This is a genomic window from Streptomyces sp. NPDC097981 (genome assembly GCF_040302565.1).
Taxonomy (GTDB): Bacteria; Actinomycetota; Actinomycetes; order Streptomycetales; family Streptomycetaceae; genus Streptomyces.
Genome location: NZ_JBEORW010000019.1, coordinates 131,243 through 151,066 on the forward strand (window position 1 = coordinate 131,243; position 19,824 = coordinate 151,066).

12 protein-coding genes are annotated in these 19,824 nt (G+C 69.3%); 2 read left to right on the forward strand and 10 right to left on the reverse strand.

The features are described 5' to 3' along the window. Window positions 1–14 precede the first annotated feature (14 nt). From proB to ABTY04_RS20140, 3 genes are all read right to left on the reverse strand, one after another. A complete protein-coding gene (gene proB, locus ABTY04_RS20130; protein ID WP_352214692.1) occupies window positions 15–1,142 on the reverse strand; it encodes a glutamate 5-kinase in 1,128 nt (375 codons plus the stop codon). 89 nt (window positions 1,143–1,231) lie between these two features. After that, on the reverse strand, window positions 1,232–1,654 hold the full coding sequence (locus ABTY04_RS20135; protein WP_352214693.1) for a GtrA family protein: 423 nt from the start codon (window positions 1,652–1,654) through the stop codon (window positions 1,232–1,234). A 3-nt stretch (window positions 1,655–1,657) separates the two neighbouring features. Beyond that, window positions 1,658–2,689: a glycosyltransferase family 2 protein gene (locus ABTY04_RS20140; protein WP_352214694.1), complete on the reverse strand. Its 1,032-nt coding sequence runs from the start codon at window positions 2,687–2,689 to the stop codon at window positions 1,658–1,660. A gap of 158 nt (window positions 2,690–2,847) precedes the next feature. On the opposite strand from ABTY04_RS20140, the gene ABTY04_RS20145 reads away from it, so the two are divergent. Both ABTY04_RS20145 and ABTY04_RS20150 read left to right on the forward strand, forming a co-directional pair. After that, entirely contained in the window at window positions 2,848–5,730 is a 2,883-nt protein-coding gene (locus ABTY04_RS20145) for a bifunctional glycosyltransferase/CDP-glycerol:glycerophosphate glycerophosphotransferase (protein ID WP_352214695.1), read from the forward strand. Further along, complete coding sequence (locus ABTY04_RS20150) at window positions 5,727–6,920, forward strand: glycosyltransferase (RefSeq protein ID WP_352214696.1); 1,194 nt, start codon at window positions 5,727–5,729, stop codon at window positions 6,918–6,920. Before ABTY04_RS20145 ends, ABTY04_RS20150 begins: the two co-directional genes overlap by 4 nt. A 78-nt stretch (window positions 6,921–6,998) precedes the next feature. Here the strand turns inward: ABTY04_RS20150 and galE are convergent, their stop codons facing one another. From galE to ABTY04_RS20185, 7 genes are all read right to left on the reverse strand, one after another. After that, window positions 6,999–8,000, reverse strand: coding sequence for a UDP-glucose 4-epimerase GalE (gene galE / locus ABTY04_RS20155; protein ID WP_352214697.1), 1,002 nt, complete (start codon window positions 7,998–8,000; stop codon window positions 6,999–7,001). 80 nt (window positions 8,001–8,080) lie between these two features. Then, window positions 8,081–9,700, reverse strand: a complete 1,620-nt coding sequence (locus tag ABTY04_RS20160; protein ID WP_352214698.1) for a glycosyltransferase family 2 protein — start codon at window positions 9,698–9,700, stop codon at window positions 8,081–8,083. A 76-nt stretch (window positions 9,701–9,776) separates the two neighbouring features. Then, window positions 9,777–11,222, reverse strand: coding sequence for a GTPase ObgE (obgE, locus tag ABTY04_RS20165; RefSeq protein ID WP_352214699.1), 1,446 nt, complete (start codon window positions 11,220–11,222; stop codon window positions 9,777–9,779). A gap of 166 nt (window positions 11,223–11,388) precedes the next feature. After that, entirely contained in the window at window positions 11,389–11,643 is a 255-nt protein-coding gene (rpmA, locus tag ABTY04_RS20170) for a 50S ribosomal protein L27 (protein WP_008738950.1), read from the reverse strand. Between the two features lie 13 nt (window positions 11,644–11,656). Next, entirely contained in the window at window positions 11,657–11,977 is a 321-nt protein-coding gene (gene rplU, locus ABTY04_RS20175) for a 50S ribosomal protein L21 (RefSeq protein ID WP_045947825.1), read from the reverse strand. A 192-nt stretch (window positions 11,978–12,169) separates the two neighbouring features. Then, window positions 12,170–12,739, reverse strand: a complete 570-nt coding sequence (locus ABTY04_RS20180; protein ID WP_352214700.1) for a barstar family protein — start codon at window positions 12,737–12,739, stop codon at window positions 12,170–12,172. Further along, window positions 12,736–19,668, reverse strand: a complete 6,933-nt coding sequence (locus ABTY04_RS20185; RefSeq protein WP_352214701.1) for an RHS repeat-associated core domain-containing protein — start codon at window positions 19,666–19,668, stop codon at window positions 12,736–12,738. Before ABTY04_RS20185 ends, ABTY04_RS20180 begins: the two co-directional genes overlap by 4 nt. Between the last annotated feature and the right edge of the window lie 156 nt (window positions 19,669–19,824).

Genomic DNA, 19,824 nt, shown 5'->3' on the forward strand with positions numbered 1-19,824 from the left:
GGTTTTACCGAACCTCAGCCCTCCAGCAGGACCAGATCGTCGCGGTGTACGACCTCGCGCTCGTACTCCGGGCCGAGTTCCCTGGCCAGCTCCCGCGTGGAGCGGCCGAGGAGCTGCGGGAGTTCCTTGGCGTCGAAGTTGACCAGCCCGCGGGCCACCGCGCGGCCGTCGGGGGCGCGCAGTTCCACCGGGTCTCCGGCGACGAAATCGCCCTCGACGGCGGCGATCCCGGCGGGCAGCAGGGAGCTGCCGCGCTCGGTCACCGCGCGTACGGCGCCCTCGTCCAGGACCAGGTGCCCCTGCGGGGTCGAGGCGTGCTGGAGCCAGAGCAGCCGGTCCGCCGATCGGCGTCCCGTGGCGTGGAAGTGTGTGCCGGTCGGCCGCCCGGCCAGGGCGTCGGCCGCCCGGCTCGCCGAGGTGAGGACGACCGGGATGCCGGCCGCCGCCGCGATCCGGGCCGCCTCGACCTTGGTGACCATGCCGCCGGTGCCCACGCCCGCCTTGCCGGCGCTGCCGATCGAGACGTGCGCGATGTCCTCGGGGCCGCGCACCTCGTCGATGCGGGTGGTGCCGGGCAGGGACGGGTCGCCGTCGTACAGGCCGTCCACGTCGGACAGGAGTACGAGGAGGTCGGCGCGGACCAGGTGGGCGACGAGGGCCGCGAGCCGGTCGTTGTCGCCGAAGCGGATCTCGTCCGTGGCGACGGTGTCGTTCTCGTTGACCACCGGCAGGGCACCCATGGCCAGGAGCTGGTCCAGGGTCCGGTACGCGTTGCGGTAGTGGGCGCGGCGGCTGGTGTCGTCGCTGGTCAGCAGCACCTGGCCGACGCGGACCCCGTACCGGGCGAAGGAGGCGGTGTACCGGGCGACCAGCAGCCCCTGCCCGACGCTGGCGGCGGCCTGCTGCCGGGCCAGGTCGGTGGGGCGGCGGCGCAGGCCGAGCGGGGAGAGTCCGGCGGCGATGGCTCCGCTGGAGACGAGGACGATCTCCTTCTCGCCGCCGCTGCGGGCCTTGGCGAGTACGTCGACCAGGGCGTCCACCCGGTCCGCGTCGAGTCCGCCGGCCGCGGTGGTCAGGGAGGAGGATCCGACCTTGACCACGATCCTGCGGGCGTCCACGACACCTTGCCTAGCCGCTGACACGTCTGTCCCCTTGCCCCTTGCCGGTACGTCTGCCACCTCAATCTACGGGGTGGCGTGCGCCGCCCGCGCAGGGGTTTCAGACCGTGGACTCAGCCGGCGGAGCCGCTGCGCGCCGGCTCCGGCTCCCCGGCCCGCGCGGCGGCGCCCGGGACCAGGATCTTGCGGGACAGCAGGTAGGTGAACGGGATGGCCACGACGGCGGCGACGAGAGGGGCGATCCGGGTGTCGAGCCCGGCCCAGGTCACCAGCGCGTAGAGCCCGGCGGACTGGATCACGTAGTTCGTGATGTTCGTCAGCGGGAAGAGGAGGAACTTCTTCCAGGTGGGCCTGGTCCGGTAGGTGAAGTAGGTGTTCATGAAGAACGAGCCGACCATCGCCAGCAGGAAGGCGAGTGTGTAGGCGAGGAAGTACGGCATCCACGGGTGCAGGAGCAGGTAGATGGCGAAGAAGGTGCCGGTGTTGACGGCGCCGACGAGGCCGAAGCGGAAAATCTGGCCGAGCTGGCTTCGCATGGCTCAGCGCACCTCGCGCTCGGCGGAGACGGTCTCGGGCGAGGCGGACAGGCCGCCGCGTTCCCGTTCCGTGCGGGGTGCCGCGTCGGCGCCGGGCCGGGCCTGCGGGTCCGCGCCGTGCGCCTCCTTCACCAGGAAGTGCGGGCGGCGCTTGGTCTCGTAGTAGATGCGCCCGATGTACTCGCCGATCAGACCCAGCATGATCATCTGGACGCCGCCGATGCCGACGATGATCGCCACGAGGGTGACGTAGCCCGGCGCGTCGACCCCGTTGGTCATGGCCATGATGGCGATGTACAGGGCGTACAGGGCGGTCAGCGCCACCAGCGACACACCGGCCCAGATGCCGATGCGCAGCGGCCGGTTGTTGAAGGAGATCAGCCCGTCCATGGCGTAGTTCAGCAGGGAGCCGAACTTCCACTTCGTCTCGCCGGCCTCGCGCTGGGCGTTGCGGTAGTCGAAGTGGACGGTGTCGAAGCCGATCCAGGAGAAGAGGCCCTTGGAGAAGCGGTTGTACTCCGGCAGCGACAGCAGTGCGTCCACGGCCGGCCGGGACAGCATGCGGAAGTCGCCGACGCCGTCGGTGAGCTCCACGTCGACCCAGCGGTTGACGCCCCGGTAGTAGAGGCGGCTGAGCGCGGAGCGGACCTTCTTGTCGCCCTCGCGCGTGCGGCGGGCGATGATCTGGTCGTGGCCCTGCCGGTGGTAGTCGAGCATGGTCGCGATGAGCTCCGGCGGGTGCTGGAGGTCGGCGTCCATGATCACGACCGCGTCGCCGGTGGTCTCGCGCAGGCCGGCGAGCATGCCGGCCTCCTTGCCGAAGTTGCGGCTGAAGGAGACGTACCGGGTGCGGTCGCCGTGCTCCGCGGCGATCTTGCGGAGCTTGGCGAGGGTTCCGTCGCGGCTGCCGTCGTCGACGTAACAGACCTCGTACTCGACGGGCAGGGAGTCCAGGACCCTGCGGATCTCCACGTCGAAGCTGTCGATCACGGCTTCTTCGTTGTAGCAAGGGACGACTACGGACAGCTTCGTCATGAACACTTCCTGCTGGGTCCGAACGGGTGATTGTCGGCGACCGGACCCGCCACACACCTCTTCCTTAGAAGTATGCACGCCGGGGGTCGGCCTGCCGGATCCGAGCGCGGCACACGGTAGCTTTGACGGGTTAAGCGGAATGGAACAAAGGGATCGAGGTGCACGTGCCTGACGTCTCCGTGGTCGTCATCGTCTACAACGACGCAGAGCGTCTGCCGACAGCCGTCCAGTCGGTTTTGGACCAGACCCTGCACGGGGTCGAAGTCGTGATCGTCGACGACTGCAGCAAGGACCGGTCGTATGCAGTCGCCCAGGAACTGGAAGCCGCGCACCCGGGGAGAGTGCGCGCCTTCAGGCTGCCTGAGAACAGCGGCGGCTGCGGCGCCCCGCGCAACCACGGCGTCCGGCAGGCGACCGGCGCGTACGTCATGTTCCTGGACAGCGACGACGTGCTGGAACGGAACGCCTGCCGGAACATGCTGGCCGCCGCCGAGCGGACCGGTTCCGACCTGGTGTCCGGCATGTGCGTCCGCGTGCACCTCGACAACCGGTGGGGCAAGACCACCGAGTGGTATCCGTGGATCTACTCCCGCACCCGCACGCTGGAGTCGATCACCGAGGACCCCGACCTGCTGGTCTACGACACCCTCTCCACGAACAAGTGCTACCGGCGCGCGTTCCTGCTGGAGCAGGGTCTGGAGTTCCCGGTCGGCATCCACTACGAGGACCTGCTGTTCTCCGCGCAGGCCTACGTCGCCGCGCGCCGCATCACGCTGATCCCGAACCACGTCTACTACTGGAACGTGGTCGAGGGGGCCTCGGCGAAGTCGATCAGCAACCGGCGCCACGAGATCGCGAACTTCGTCCACCGGATGGAGATCCACCGCCGCGTCGACGAGCTGCTGGCCGCCAAGGGGCACACGGACATCAAGTCCGCGAAGGACGCCAAGTTCCTCAAGCACGACCTGGTGCTGCACCTGCGCGACCTGCCCCTGCTGGGCGACACGTACCGCCAGGAGTTCGCCCGCCTGGCGAACGGCTACCTGGCCGGCATCGACCCGGCCGCGTACGAGCAGGTCACCCCCCTCCAGGCGATCTGCGCCTACCTGCTGGGCAAGGAGGACTGGGACAACCTGCTCCCCGCCGCCGACGCCATGACCAACAAGGGCCGGCTGACTTCGCCGCTCGCCGAGCGCGACGGGCGCATCTACTGGTGCGCGCAGCACATCGACGACCCCGCCGACGGCGCCGAGGCCCGCCGGATACTGGACGTCACCGATCAGGGCTTCCAGACCGCCCCGCTCGGCTCCCTCGCCCTGGGCAACCGCCTCACCTCGTACGAGGACGACGGGCGCGGCACCGTCACGCTCTCTGGCGCCGTGGTCAACCCGCTGGGCCGCATCAGCCCGGAAGCGGAACTGGGTGCCACGCTTGAGTTCCGGGCCCGCCGGCAGATCGGCGTGCGCTCTTTCAGCTTCCCGGTGACAACCGTCCGGCACGCCGGTGACACGATCGAATGGAGCACCACCGCCGACGTCGGCAGCACCGTCCGCCCCCTCGGCATCATCGACGCCGTCTGGGACGTCCGCCTGAAGCTGACCGCCGGCGGCGACCGCGTCACCACCCGCGTCTCCGTCGGCGGGGTCGATCTGGAGTCGGCGGCCCGCCTGCGCGTGCGCCCGCGGCTGACCCGGCTGGTCTCCGACCGCTTCGAGCCGGAGGTCACCAAGAAGGGGAACCTCTCCTACGTCCTGACCGCCGAGGGCGCCGCCGCCGTCCGCACCCAGACGCTGATCAACAGCGCCATGCACGGCAAGGCCGCCGGCGTGGTCAAGCGGGGCCTGCGCAAGGCCCTGCGGGCCCGCCGCAACATCGGCTCGGGCGAGCAGAAGGTGAAGGTCTACCACGAGGTCTTCTCGAAGCTGCCGATCAAGAAGGGCACGGTCGTCTTCGAGAGCCACATGGGCAAGCAGTACAGCGACAGCCCGAAGGCGATCTACGAGGAGATGGTCCGCCAGGGCGTCCCGTTCGAGGCGATCTGGTCGTACGCGGGCGGCAAGCCCACCGGCTTCCCCAAGGAGGCCACCCTGGTGCGCCGCTGGAGCTGGCCGTACCTGCGCGCGCTGGCGCAGGCCGAGTTCTGGGTCGACAACCAGGGCTTCCCCCTCGCCCTGACCAAGCGCGAGGGAACCACGTACATCCAGACCTGGCACGGATCCGCGCTCAAGCGGATGGGCTTCCACGAGCCCCGCACCAAGGCGCAGGGCAAGGCCGGCCAGGACCGCTTCCAGGCCGCCGTCGACCGCTTCGACCACTTCCTGATCCGCTCCGAGCACGACACCCGCACCCTCGCCAAGGGCTTCCGGCTGCGCGACGAGGTGCTGCTGCGCACCGGCTACCCGCGCAACGACGCCCTGGTCGAGGCGCACCGCGCCGAAGCGCAGAGCGGGGAGCGGGTGCGCGGACCGCTCGCCGCCGAGCTGGGCATCGACCCGGACAAGAAGGTGCTGCTGTACGCGCCGACCTTCCGGGCGAACGCGGAGGGCGCGGTCGAGGGCTTCGAGTTCCCCTTCGACGTGGAGGAGTTCGCCGAGAAGCTCGGCGACCGCTTCACGCTGCTGGTGCGCACCCACTACCTCAACAGCGTCTCGCTGCCGCCGTCGGTCGCGGGCCGGGTCGTCGACGTGTCCCGCCACCACGACATCACCCCGCTGCTGGCCCTCGCCGACGCGCTGATCACCGACTACTCGTCCGTGATGTTCGACTACGCGGTCCTGGACCGGCCGATGCTGTTCTTCGCGTACGACTACGAGAAGTACGCGACCGACATCCGCGGCACGTACTTCGACCTGAAGGAGAAGGCCCCCGGTCCGGTGGTGTCCACGGCCGACGAACTCCTCCAGGCCCTCTCCGCGTTCGACGAGGCGGACGCCAAGTACGCCGAGGCGCGGCAGCGTTTCCTCACCGAGTTCGGCGAGTACGACCGCGGGGACGCGGCCCGCCAGATCGTCGAGAAGTTCTTCACCAGGAGCGGCAAGTGAGCCAGCAGACCGCCGAGTCCGGCGCGCGCATCGAAGAGCCTGGCGGCCGTGACATCTTCATCGTCTCCAACAGCGTCGACGAGCTCGGCGGCGTGACGACGTGGTCGCACCAGATGGCCCGGCTGTTCACCGACCGCGGGCACCGGGTGCACATCGTCGGCATCGCGCCGGTCGCCGAGGAGATCCGGCAGAAGCTGCCGCAGGACCTGCCGTACGGAATGACCACCCTGTACGAGACCCACCCGCCGAAGGCCCGCCGCCTGCGCGGGATCAAGGGCCGGCTGAACGCGCCGGAGCGGCGCCGCCAGGCGGCCCGGCGGGCGAAGATGCGGGCCAAGGCCGAGAAGCTGAACGAGCTGTTCCGCTCGGCCCGCCCCGGGGCCGTCGTGATCGTCACGCAGGTCTGGGCGATGGAGTGGGTGGCGCTCGCCGACACCAAGGGACTCACCCTCATCGGCATGAGCCACGAGTCGTTCGAGGCCAGCCAGAAGTCCACCCGCGGCAACCGGGTCCGCCGCCACTACTCCGAGGTCGACCGGCTGCTGGTGCTGACCCCCGAGGACGCGGACCTGTGGATCCATGCGGGCATGGAGAACGTGGGCAGCATGCCGAACCCGCTGCCGTTCATGCCGGACTCCCCCGCCCCCCGCACGGAGAAGGTCGTCGCGAGCGTCGGCCGCCTCGCCTTCGAGAAGGGCATGGACCTGCTGCTCGACGCGTGGGCCGACGCCGCCCCGCACCACCCCGACTGGGTCCTGCGGATCTACGGGGCGGGCGTCGAGGAGCCGACGCTGCGCGCGCACGCGGCCACGCTCGGGCTGGACGACTCCGTGGAGTGGATGGGCAGTACCGACGACGTGCTGGGCGCGCTGCGCGGGGCCTCGGTCTTCGCACAGGCCTCGCGGGCCGAGGGCTTCCCGATCACCCTGCTGGAGGCGATGGCCGCGGGCGTGCCGGTGGCCGCGTTCGACTGCGCGCCCGGCGTGCGGGAGATTGTGGAGCACGGCGAGGACGGGCTGCTGGCCCGGCTGGGCAACACGATGGAGCTGGCCGCACACCTCGACGCGCTGATGTCGGACCGTGAACTGCGCGACCGCCTCGGCGACAGCGCCTTCCGCAACGTGCAGCGCTACTCCAGCACCGAGATCACCGACCGCTGGGAAGAGCTGTTCGGCTTCCTGGAGCGCTGAGCCCCGGGCCGCTTCCCTGCGTACGAAAGCCGCCCGCCCCGGAACACGTCCGGGGCGGGCGGCTTCGTGCGTACGGGCTCAGCGCTCGACGTGGGGCAGTTCGCCCTTGCGGTTGGCCTCCCAGCCCGCCCAGGCCGAGGTGATCATCTCGCGGACGTCGTGCTTGGCCTTCCAGCCCAGCTCCGCGGCGATCTTGTCGGCCGAGGCCACGACCTTCGCCGGGTCACCGGGGCGCCGCGGGACGACGACGGGCTCGTGGGTGTGCCCGGTGCCCTCGTTCAGCAGCTCCGCCATCTCCCGTACGGAGACGCCCTCGCCGCGGCCGATGTTGACGGTGAGGTCCTTGTAGTCGCCGGTCGCGCCCCACTCGACGAGCTTGCGCGCCGCCACCACGTGGGCCTCGGCGAGGTCCTCGACGTGGATGTAGTCGCGGATGCAGGTGCCGTCCGGGGTCGGGTAGTCGTCGCCGAAGATACGGGCGCCCTCACCCTTGTCGAAACGCTCGAAGACCATCGGGACCAGGTTGAAGACCCCGGTGTCCGCGAGCTCGGGGGCGGCCGCGCCCGCCACGTTGAAGTAGCGCAGGCAGGCGGTGGAGATGCCGTGCGCCTTGCCCGCGGCGCGGACCAGCCACTCGCCGGCCAGCTTGGTCTCGCCGTACGGGCTCAGCGGCGCGCACGGGGTCTCCTCGGTGACGAGCTCCACGTCGGGCATGCCGTACACGGAGGCGGAGGAGGAGAAGAGGAAGTTGCGGACGCCGGCGGCGGCCACCGCCCCCAGCAGGACCTGAAGGCCCTCCACGTTCTCGTGGTAGTAGTACAGCGGCTTCTCGACGGACTCGCCGACCTGCTTCTTGCCGGCCAGGTGCACCACACCGGTGATCTTGTACCGGCGGATGGTCTCGTCCAGGTTCAGCCGGTCCAGGACCGAGCCGATCACCAGCGGGACGCCCTCCGGGACACGGTCCTCGTTGCCCGTGGAGAGGTCGTCGAAGACGACGACCTCCTCACCTGCGGCGATCATCGCGCGGACGACGTGGGAGCCGATGTAGCCGGCGCCACCAGTGATCAGAAAAGTCATGCGTATCTCCCTGAGGTCCCCGGCCGAGGTCCGGGACTCTGTCCGAAAATCTCCGGCGACCTGACGATCGCCAGCTGTCATCACTGCGGTCCGCGGCCCGCCCGGGCCCGGTGGAGACGGTTGCGTACGAGGCTCAGCGCGCCCGCGGCACCCGGCGCGAGCCGCAGGGCCAGCGATCCCCCGCCCGTGCGGAACGGCTGTGCCAGCAGAACACCGTACCTGCTGCTCGGGAGCGCCCGCCGGTGGAGCAGGGAGTCGACGGGGCGCGGGGAAGTGACCAGGGAGCTCCCGTCGGCGAACTCCACGCCCACCTGGACCCCCCATGCCTGCATTCCGCGGCGGCCCTGGCGGCGCCCGGCGGAGGCCACGCCGGTGAGGCGGAAGGGCAGCTCGGCGGTCCAGCCGTCCCCGTCGGCGGCGGGGCGCAGCTCCACGGGCCTGTCCAGGACCGGCTCCCCGCCCGAACGGGGTACGAAGCGCAGCCGGGCGGTGCGCGGTCCGGCCTCGGCGAGGCGCCCGTACAGGTCGCGCACCCGGATCCGGAGCCGGCCGGCGCCGACCGGTTCGGCGTCGGTGCTGACGGGCAGTTCGGCCACCGGCAGCTCGGCCAGCCGGTCCAGGACGACCGGCAGGGCCTCGCTCCACACGGGCAGCCCGCCCGGGCCGGTCGCGTACGGGGGCAGCAGCCGCGGCGGCTCGGCGGCGAAGCGGGTGAGCCGCTCCACGTCGGCGGGCGGAGCCGGGGCGGCCAGCAGCAGCCGGACGATCCAGCGGGCGTGCGCCCCGGCGGCCTCGATCGCGGCCTCGTCGAACCCGGCGAGGTAGTCGCGGGTCAGCGTCCACCAGGCGGCCTGGTACTCGGGGTCCTTGCCGAGCTCGCGCAGGTACATGCGCAGGTCGTACTCCAGGAACTTCACCTGGCAGGCGAGGCCCAGCTCCGGGGAGGAGCCGGTGATGATCCGGCAGGCCGTGCGGTGGGCCTCGATCCGGGAGCGCCAGTTGCCCACGTCCTTGCGGTCCAGGGAGATCGACACCTGGGCGGCACTGCGGCGCACGTGCCAGACGTAGACGAGGTCGCCGATGACGGCGATGCGGGGCGCGGCGGCCAGCACGCGCGCGGTGAAGACGAAGTCCTCGTAGATGAACCGGCCGTCGGGAAAGCGGATCGCGTGCTTGTCCAGGAAGCTGCGGTCGTACAGCTTGTTGACGCAGAGGGTGTCCCGGACCAGCTCGGGCCGGTCCGCGGGCCGCTCGATCACATCGCCCGCGGTGTAGAGCCCGGGCATCCAGGGCACGTCGTGGTACTGCGGCAGCTCGCGCCGGACGCAGGCGCCGACGGTCACCGGCGCGCGGTGCTCCTCGGCGGCGCGCACGAGGGCCTCGACCGCCCCCGGGGGCAGGACGTCGTCGCTGTCGAGGAAGAGGACGTACGGCGAGGTCGCGAGGGCGATCCCGTCGTTGCGCGGGGTACCGCACCCGCCGCTGTTCTCCGTGCGGTGCACGGCCTTGAGGCGGGGATGGACGGCGGCCAGCTCGTCCAGCACCCGCGCGGTGCCGTCGGCCGAGGCGTCGTTCACGGCGATCACCTCGGCGACGACCGGGCCCTGGGCGAGAGCCGAGGCAACGGCCTCGCCCACGAGCACGGCGTCGTTGTACGCGATCACCACGACGGAAACGCTGGGAGTGTTGGTGCTGCTCACCCGTGGATCCTAGGCGACCGGGGTAAACATCACCTCAACTCCTCCGTTCGAGGGAGAAGAACGGCAAAGCAGCAGATCAGAAGGGCCGGAATTCGTCGTACTCCTGCTGCGCCGCGTCCCCGCGCCGCGCTTCCTTCTCCTTGCGGCGCTGGGTGGCCGGGCGCGGGGCCTCCATGCGGTGGTCCTCACCGCGGCGGCCCAGCATCTCGGCGCCGGCCATCATGGTCGGCTCCCAGTCGAAGACGACCGCGTTCGCGTCGGAGCCGATGGCGACGCCGTCGCCGGCGCGGGCGCCGGCCTTCTTCAGCGCATCCTCGACACCGAGGCGGTTGAGGCGGTCGGCCAGGTAGCCCACGGCCTCGTCGTTGTTGAAGTCGGTCTGGCGGACCCAGCGCTCCGGCTTCTCGCCGCGCACCTGGTAGACGTCCTCGACCTCGTCGTACGTGACGGTGAAGCCGGCGTCGTCCACGGCCTTCGGGCGGATGACGATACGGGTCGCCTCCTGCTTCGGCTTGCGGGCGCGGGCCTTGGCGATGCCCTCGGCGAGGAAGTAGGAGAGCTCCTTCAGACCCGTGCGGGCGACCGCCGAGACCTCGAAGACCTTGTAGCCGCGGGCCTCCAGGTCCGGACGGACCATGTCGGCGAGCTCCTGGCCGTCCGGGATGTCGACCTTGTTGAGGACGACGAGGCGCGGGCGCTTCTCCAGGCCGCCGCCGTAGAGCTTGAGCTCCTCCTCGATGACGTCGAGGTCGGCGATCGGGTCGCGGTCGGACTCCAGAGTGGCGGTGTCCAAGACGTGCACGAGCACCGAGCAGCGCTCGACGTGGCGCAGGAACTCCAGGCCGAGACCCTTGCCCTGGCTCGCGCCCGGGATCAGGCCGGGAACGTCGGCGATCGTGTAGACGGTCGAGCCGGCGGTGACGACGCCCAGGTTCGGGACGAGGGTGGTGAAGGGGTAGTCCGCGATCTTCGGCTTGGCGGAGGAGAGCACCGAGATCAGCGAGGACTTGCCGGCGCTCGGGAAGCCGACCAGGGCCACGTCGGCAACGGTCTTGAGCTCCAGGACGATGTCGCCCGTGGTGCCGGGGACGCCGAGGAGCGCGAAACCGGGCGCCTTGCGGCGGGCGGAGGAGAGCGCGGCGTTGCCGAGGCCGCCGCGGCCGCCCTCTGCGGCCACGTAGGTGGTGCCCTGGCCGACGAGGTCGGCGAGGACGTTGCCCTCCTTGTCGAGGACCACGGTGCCGTCCGGCACGGGGAGGACCAGGTCCTGGCCGTCCTTGCCGGAGCGGTTGCCGCCCTCGCCGGGCTTGCCGTTGGTGGCCTTGCGGTGCGGGCTGTGGTGGTAGTCCAGCAGGGTGGTGATCGCCTGCTCCACCACCAGGATCACGTCGCCGCCGCGGCCGCCGTTGCCGCCGTCGGGGCCGCCCAGCGGCTTGAACTTCTCCCGGTGAACGGAGGCGCAGCCGTGGCCCCCGTTACCCGCGGCGACATGCAGCTCGACGCGGTCCACGAAGGTGGTCATGGTTGTTCCTCCAGATACATACGGGAATGTCCCGGGCAGGCCTTGCTGCCCATCAAACGTGTCTCTGTACCAACGCGCCGAGGGCGGACCTCTCTTCCCGGCTTGCGCCGGGAAGAGCTGAGATCCGCCCTCGGGAAGTTACGTACCGCTGATCAGCAGAGCTGGATCAGGCGGCCGGAACGATGTTGACGACCTTGCGGCCACGGTGCGTGCCGAACTGCACGGCACCCGCCTGCAGCGCGAACAGCGTGTCGTCGCCGCCACGGCCGACGCCCGCGCCCGGGTGGAAGTGCGTGCCGCGCTGGCGGACGAGGATCTCACCAGCGGAAACGACCTGACCGCCGAAGCGCTTCACGCCGAGCCGCTGGGCATTGGAATCGCGCCCGTTCCGGGTGGACGATGCGCCCTTCTTGTGTGCCATGTCTCAGTCCCTCTTACTTCGCAGCCGTGGGGATACCGGTGACCTTGATCGCCGTGTACTGCTGGCGGTGACCCTGGCGACGGCGGTAGCCGGTCTTGTTCTTGTAGCGCAGGATGTCGATCTTGGCACCCTTGTGGTGGTCCACGACCTCGGCCTGGACCTTGATCCCGGCCAGCACCCACGGGTCGCTGGTCACGGCGTCGCCGTCGACAACGAGCAGGGTCGAGAGCTCGACCGTGTCGCCAACCTTGGCAGTGGAAATCTTGTCAACCTCAACGATGTCACCAACAGCAACCTTGTGCTGGCGACCACCGCTGCGCACGATGGCGTACACGCGGATCTCTCTCTCACTCGAGTTCGGAACCCCTGAAGCCAGCCGGCCCCGCAGAAACCCGCAGGCCGGCCTCCCCCGCACCGCGAGGCGGCACGGGAGGTGAGGTGCTCAGTGGATGGCGTGCACACAGACACGCCGACGTCCCAGGTTACGGGCCCCGGTCCGATGAATCAAACCGGGGCCCGCGGACTGCTACGGGCAGCCCGGCCGCCAGGCCTCCAGGTCCAGCGCCGCCGTCACGAAGTCACCGTCGATGACTGAGACGACGTCCTCCGGTTCGTCAATCCGGTCGGCGAACTCGCGCGCAGGCACCTCGTCGAGCAGGAAGACGAAATGTTCGATCACCACTGGCCTGTAGCGCGGCTCACCTTCGAGGTCGAGCTCGGTGTTGGCCCGGTCGGCAGCGAGACACAAGGTGCCGACCAAGTCCCTGAGGTGCTCGGCATCGAGAAGGGCGTCGGCGCCGTGAATGAAACATGCGATTCCCACCCCACCCGTGACATGACCGTGCAGGTCGTCGAGGCAGTCGACCAGGGCCGGCCAGTTCCGCCCGAAATATCCCGGGAAACTCAGCTTCTCGGCGAACTGGTCACAGACCCCTGCCAGGTCCGAAATAGCGCCAGCCTCGAGGTGGTAGACCCGACCACCTTTTGCCTCCAGCGCTGCCGCCTGGTCACCGAAGGCCGGCGCACCCTTGGGGCCGAAGATGACCCAAGGGGCAACCGGGCGGGTGATGTCGAACGGCACCTCGCTGTGCATCATTTCTTATACTCACCGACGTAGTGGAGGGTTCCGTAATGGTTTGCAGTGTAATAGGCGGGACCATCCACCTTCATCGGTGTAACCAATCGCTCCTCACCTCTGATGACATTTGTGCACCCGTCGAAACTGCAGACCGGGTTGTCGGCGATCGCGTTTACATCCCACTCTTTGTACTTCGAATCGACGCCCTTCATGGCTCCGACTCGGTCCTTGTAGCCGCTGCCGCCTTCGTACCCCGGGATCTTTCCCTTGCCCTGCCCGTTGGCTCCCGGAGCCCTGTTGTTCAGCTTCTCCAGCATTTCATAGGCACTGTTAGGCGAAGGGCCCTCAACGATCCCCGGGCCGTCCGGGCTGCCCCCGCCGCCACCGTGCAGATGACAGAGATCATCATTGTGCACGAGCAGCGGAGTCCCACCAGCGAACACGTAGTAGGCGTGAATGCCGGTGATGGTGAGGTCGTGCGTCTTCTGGCGCTGTTCGAAGAACCTCATGCCCTTGAGCGGGACGGTCTTGCCCTCGGGCGTCCGCAGGAGCATGCCCGGCGAGAGCTCGCCCGCGTCGACGAAGCGCCCCTCGTTCTCCACCCAGAAGGGGTGGGTCACCGTACTGACCAGAGCGGCATCGCCCGAAGCAGTGGCCACCGTGAGATCGACGAAGTCCTTGTCGTCCTCGGTGACGATCGTGCCCGCCACGTCTCGCGTGGTGGTCTCGCCCGTGGTGGGATCCGTCGTGGTGATCTTGTCGCCGGGCTTGACCTCCTCGATCTCCTTCGTGGAACCGTCACTGAGGAGGACCTTGGTTCCGGGAAGGAAGCTGTGGCAGCCGGATCCCTTGAGGCGGGCCTTGGCCGCCTCAAGGGCACCCTTGGCCTTCTTGACCTTCTCCGAGGCGTTGTACCAGGTCTTGACGCCGTCGATCAGGTCGCCCGCGAGTCCGGCGACGCGCTTGAGTAGCTTGGCGGCCTTCTCCCATTTCAGCGGGTTGCCGTACTTGGCCAGAATCTTGCCCGCGATACCGCCCGCGAAGCTGCCCGCGATGTTGAGGGCCGTTTCGCCACAAGCGCCAAGGTCGCCGCTGGAGAAGCAGTCCAGGGCCGCCGTCACACCAAGCTCGTCCATGAGGATCTTGGTGAGCTGCTTGACCGCGTTCTTGATCTTTCCCTTGGCGCTGTTGAGGTTGCTCTCGGCCTGGTCCAGATCGTCCTGGGCGTTGTTGACCTCGGTGTCGTCCGGGGGCTTGTTCGGCGTGTACCGGCCATTCGTGCAGGCTGGGTTGTGCTGGCAGAACGCCCGCTCGTCCGGGTCGTACAGGCCCGTCGGGTCGCTCGCCGAGATGGGCCGGTTGTGGGCGTACGCGTACGCGTTGAGCTGCTGGGCGTCGGCGTTGTCGACGACTGGGTCCGGGGTGATGAACTTGCCCAGGAACGGGTCGTACTCGCGGGCGCCGATCGTCGTCAGACCGGTCGACGCGTCGATCGTGCCGCCGACGAAGCCCTTCTCCCCCGGCCAGGTGCCCTGCGGGGTGCCGCGCTTGTTGCCGTACGGGTCCATCCGGCGCTGGGTGACCGCGCCGGTCGTCGAGTCGATCGCCAGCTCGCCCGTGCCGTGGTGGTCCGAGGCGAGGAAGGAGAGCTTGTTGTCCGGGGTGCGGATCGCGATGCTCTGACCCGCGAATGCGTAGTACCTCGTCGCCTTCGCCGCGGTCGCGCCGGCGTCGAGCCGCAGCTCCATACCCGGCAGGTACACCGTGGTGCCGGTGCCGTCCTTGCGCTGGATCCGGTCTCCGTCGGCCCCGTAGAGGAACGTCGTCTCCGACGCCTCGTTCTTGCCCGGGGTGGTGACGTCGTCCGGCTGGCTGTTGCGGGTCACCTTCCCGAAGGCGTCGTACTCCAGGTTCTGGGTGTTGCCTCCGATCGTGCGGGTCGTGGTGTTGCCCGTGGCGTCGTAGCCGTAGGAGTACTGGCGGTCGCCGGTCGGGGTGTTCTCCACGACCTTCTCGACCTGGTGGGTCCCCGCCTTGTACGTGAAGGTGCGCTTGACGTCCTTCGACGCGTTCAGGCCGGTGTCGTGCGCCGTCTCCGAAAGGCGGTTGCCGACCGTGTCGAAGGTGTACGAGTTCCAGTACGGCGCCGGACCGCCCAGGGCGGCCGAGCCGGGGGCCTGGTTGCAGGCGGCCGGACCCGAGCCCGAGACCGGGACCTGGCTGCCGACCGTGCCGGAAGCCGCGGCCGCGGTCTTCGTGCTCGCCGGGGTCCAGGACTCCGTCATCCGGTTCTGGTAGTCGTACGCGAAGCACTGGAGGTCAGGCGTGCCCGAGCCCGCCGTGTCCGCGATCGACTTCACATTGCCGATCTGGTCGTACGAGTAGTTCGACTCCTTGGCCGGACCGGTGGTCGAGCCGTAGATGTCCACCGTCGACTTCTTCAGCCGGTCGGTGCCCGTCTCGTACTGGAAGGTCTGCCAGGTCTTCTTCCCGCCGGTGTTCAGCTCGAGCTGCTGGAGCAGGGTCCGGCCCGACCAGATGGTGTTGGTGACGTACGACGTTGCGCCCGTCATCGTCTTCAGGCGCTGCAGGTCGTCATAGCCGTAGGCCAGCGTCTCGGCGGTGAGACCGCCGGCCGCCGGGAGCGAGTCGCTCTGCTTGGTGCCGTCGCGGTTGAAGGCGCTGCCGAAGACGTAGGTGCCGGCCAGACCCGTGCCCGAAGAGGCGGGGACGGTGTAGGCCGTCTTCAGCGGCTGGTAGAACTCGTCCATCGCCTGGACGATCGTGGCGAAGTACTCCGTCGCGTTGATGTAGCGCAGCGACGCCCATTCCTTGCCGAGCCAGCCCGCCTTGTCGTAGCGCTGCTCGGTGAGCTTGGTACCGGTGTTGGCCGGACCGTCCCACGTGGTCACGGGGCGGCTGAGCTTGTCGTAAACGGTGGAGACCGTCTTGCCGCGGGCGTCCGTGGTGGACACCTGCCGGTCGAGCTCGTCGTACGTGGCGGTCCGCTTGCCCGAGTCCGGGTCGACCGCCTCCGTCATCCGGCCGAGCTGGTCGTACTTGTACGTCCAGGTGTTGTTCGCGGCGTCGGTGAGCTGGGACAGCTTGCCCGCCGGCGTGTAGCTGTACTTGGTGGTGTCGTAGCCGGTGGTCGGACCGTTGGGGACCGGAGATGCGCCCTTGTAGTGGCGGATCTCAGTGGTGCGGTCCTGCGCGTCGGTCAGCGTGGTCGTCGGCGTGCCGCCGACCGGCGGGTCGATGTGCGTGCGGTCGCCACCGTGGACGTACGTCGTACGCCACTGCTCGCCGCCCGCCACCGCGAAGATCTCGGCGGTGGTCCGGCCCAGGCCGTCGTACTCGTACTGGGTCTGCGCGCCGACGTCACCGTTGCGGACGATCAGCAGCTCGTCCGACTGGGCACCCGCCGCGTTGTACGTGGCGTTGACCTTGGCGATCTTGCCCGTGGGTGTGTAGAAGGTGTCGGCCACCATGCGGGTGCCGGCCGGGCCTTCGGTCTGCTTCTGCCGGGGGCGCAGGAGGCTGTCGTACAGCTGGTACTCGGCGCCGTACGAACCGTCGATCTCGATCTTCTCCGTCTTGACGGAGACCGGCTTGTCGGTGCGGAAGTTGTAGCTGTACTTGATGCTCGGCGTCTGGCTCGCGGATTTGGAGCGGTCCGGCATCCAGACCGACGTGATGCGGCCGAGCGGGTCGAAGGTGAAGTCGCTGCGCTTGCCGTTCGGGTCCGTCTGGCCGCTCGACTGGCCCCAGGCCGGGGCGTAGTCGGTGGTGGTGACGTGGTCGAGGGCGTTGGTGACCCGGACCTGTGAGATGAGGCCGTTGACGTCGGTGTACGCCGTCTTGGTCGTGGCACCCGAGGCGTCCGTCTGGGACGTCGGACGACCGAAGCCGTCGTAGGTCGTGGTGCCGGTCACCTGGTAGGTGGCGGTGGTCCCGTTGTGGGAGGTCATCCGCTCGGTCTTCGTCGCGTTGCCCGTGGTGGGCGCGGCGCCGAAGGCCAGGTCGTCGTAGGACGTGCGCTCGTCGGAGAGCACCTGGGTCTTGCGGTCGGGCGTCGTCGCGCACTTGACCGAGACGGTCTCGACCTGCGAGGGCACGCTCAGGATGTTCGCGCCCGCGTTGTCCGCGTACGTGGTACGGGTGCAGGTGTCGTCAGCCGTGGTGGAGAGGTCGCCGAGGTCCTCGGAGGTGAGGACCCGGCCGGTGCCGTTGGCCAGGTCGTACGTGGTGTTCGACTCGGTCTCGCGGCGGCCGTCGCCGCCCTCGGTCACCGTGTAGCCGCGCGTCTTGACGGTCTTGGTGAGCGAGGCGTGGCTGGTGCCCCAGGTGTTGGTGTCCGTCGCGGTGTAGTACCGCATCGGGGTCTTGATGACCTTGGAGACGAGCTTGTCGCCGTCGTACGTGGCGGCCTCCAGCTCGTGGCCGGTGAACTCCTTGTAGTCGGTGTAGGTGCCACCTTCGGAGTCGCCGGCGGTGACGGAGCGGGTGGTGCCGTCCGGCAGCTTGTCGCCGTCCATGCCCTGGAGGTACGTGTAGTCGATCCGGGTCGGCTGCGCACTACGGCCGCCGGTGGTGACCTTGACCTTGCCGTAGCCCTGCCAGCCGCCCCACGTGAGGTACTTGTCCTCGGTCAGGCCGTCGGCCTCGGCCTTACGCCATGCCGCCGGGCCCTGGTACTCGTACTGGGTGACCTGGTCCGGCGCGCCGCCGGTCCGGTCGGTCTCGATGACCTGCGAGACCACGTACTTGTGGAACCAGTCCGTGATCGGGTCGAGGAAGCCCGGCGGAGACCAGACGACCGGGTAGCAGCGCTTGGTCGACTCGCCCGGCTTGGGCAGGGCGTCCTTCGTGCACTCCGCCGGGGCGTAGTTGATGTCCAACTGCGAGCCGGTCTCGCTCAGGACGGTGGAGAGGCGGAACCGGTAGAACGGGGCGATGGACTCGTTCAGGCCGTCCACCCGGTTGGCCAGCTGCGTACCCATGAGCTCGACCGAGGGGACCTTGGCGCTGCCGCCCTTGAGCCCCTCGTGGTCGATCTTGGAGAGCCACAGGGTCTTCGACTGGTCGCCGTTGTCAGTGAACTGGTGGGTGAAGGTCCACGCCTCCACGTCCTCGTAGGCCGCGGCGTCCTTGCGGATCTGGGTGGTGACGCCGGTCAGACGCTGGCGGGTCCAGAAGGACGCGGCGACCTGGGTGGCGGTGCACTTGGTGTTCACCGCGCAGTACCGGTCCATCGGGACGTCCGGCCAGTAGGCGGCGTTCTCCTTCTTGAAGTCGGCCGGCAGGCACTTGAAGGTGTCGGTCGGCAGGCAGCGCTCCTGCGTCGTGAAGACGACGCGGGCCGGGGCCTTGGCCGAGTAGACGGAGGCCTCGCGCTGGCCGTAGTCGATGCGCTTGAGGTAGCCGCCCGCCGTGTACGCGGTGCCGTTGACGTCCGTCTTGCCGTTCAGGGCGTAGGAGTTGGTCTCCTTGCCGTAGAAGTACGACATGACGTTGCCCTGGCGGTCCTTGACGTAGTCGAGGTTCCAGCGCCACGCCTGCTGGCAGGAGGCGTTCGCGAAGGTGGCGTTGTAGCAGGGCTCACCCGTGTTGTTGCCGAACACCGGGGTGGTCCAGACGGAGGAGGTCTCCTCGTTGCCGTTCGCCCAGCCCGGGAGGCGGTTGCGTCCGAACCAGTACTCCGTGCCGTCGGTCGTGGTGATCTTCCAGTACTCGCCGTCGTTGTCGCCGTTGACGGCGCCGGTGGCCTGCTCGATCTTCGATCCGTCGTCGGCGGCCATCCGCCACTTGCCGTCCGCGTCGCCCTTGATCAGCTCGGTGGACGAGCCGTTGAGCATCACGGTGGCGTTGTCGAAGGCCCAGCACTGCTCCGCGGACCCGCTCTGGCCGTCCTTCGCGCAGGGCTTGTAGTGGCGCTCGATGTACCCGGGCTCGTACGAGAAGCCCTCGCCGAGCCAGGAGCCCTGGTTGTTGGTGTCGGCGGTGCGGCCGTCCGCGGACTGCGAGGAGTAGCCCAGGCCGACCGTCGGCATCAGACCGCCGGGTGCTGGCGGGGTGCGCAGCGGGTACGACCAGGAGAAGCCGCCCGAGGAGGTGGCCACGTTCCACTTTGCCGAGGGGGACAGCGGGGTCGCCGCGTAATTGCCCTGCGAGGAGGAGTCACCGGCCGCGAGGGCGACCATGGAGCCGCCTGCGGCCGGGTCGGCCGCCATCACGGACATCCCCGCCGTGCGCGCCGTGGCGGTGATGTCGGCGGAGACGGTCTTCGTCTTCGGGTTGTTGACCGTCTTGAGCGGCTTCGGGAGCTCGGGGCAGGCTGCGGTGCCGGGGTCGGCGACCGTCGCGCAGGCCGGGAGCTCGACGAGCCGGAGGCGGGAGCCGTAGCTGCCGCCGAAGCCGTCGGCGAAGGCCGAGTAGTCGATGTTGACCCGGACCTGGGCGCTACTGGCAGCCTGGTCGGCCCGCTGGACGCGCAGCAGCGCGCCGACACCGAGCTTTGCGGCGCGCTCGGGGGCCACCACGTCGACCTGGACCTTGCCGGGCTGCTTGGCTCCGGCGACGGCGGCCGACCGGAAAGAAGCGGCGGCCGACGCCGGAGCCGCGGTGTCCTTCGGCTTGGTGATGGTGACGGGCAGACCGCCCACCTTCACCTGGGCTGCGGTGGTGTTCGCGCCGGTCGGCACGGGCAGCTCGGCATTGCCGCTGCCGGGCCACACGGGCTTGGCCAGTTTCTTGACGGCCGCCTTCGCCGTGGCGTTCGCCGGGCGGCCCTTGGACTTCGCCTTCGTCCCCTTGACGGGGTCGCCGAAGTTCTGGACTCCGGGCCGCTTGGTGCCACCGGGGGCGGCCTCCAGGGCATGGACTGAGGAGGCGGACAGAGCCAGGCTCAGTCCGAGGACGACGGACCCGAGTGTCCGCCGTGACATGCGCCGATTGAGCAATCGGCCGCGTAGAGACATCAATGCACTCCACAAGAAGGGGCAGGAAGGTACTGCATGGGCGAACAGGCGTGCCCGCCCTGCCTTCGCGAACGGCTCCGGCTCCAGGTCGGACCACTTCAGCGGCTTCGCCGGGTCGTACCC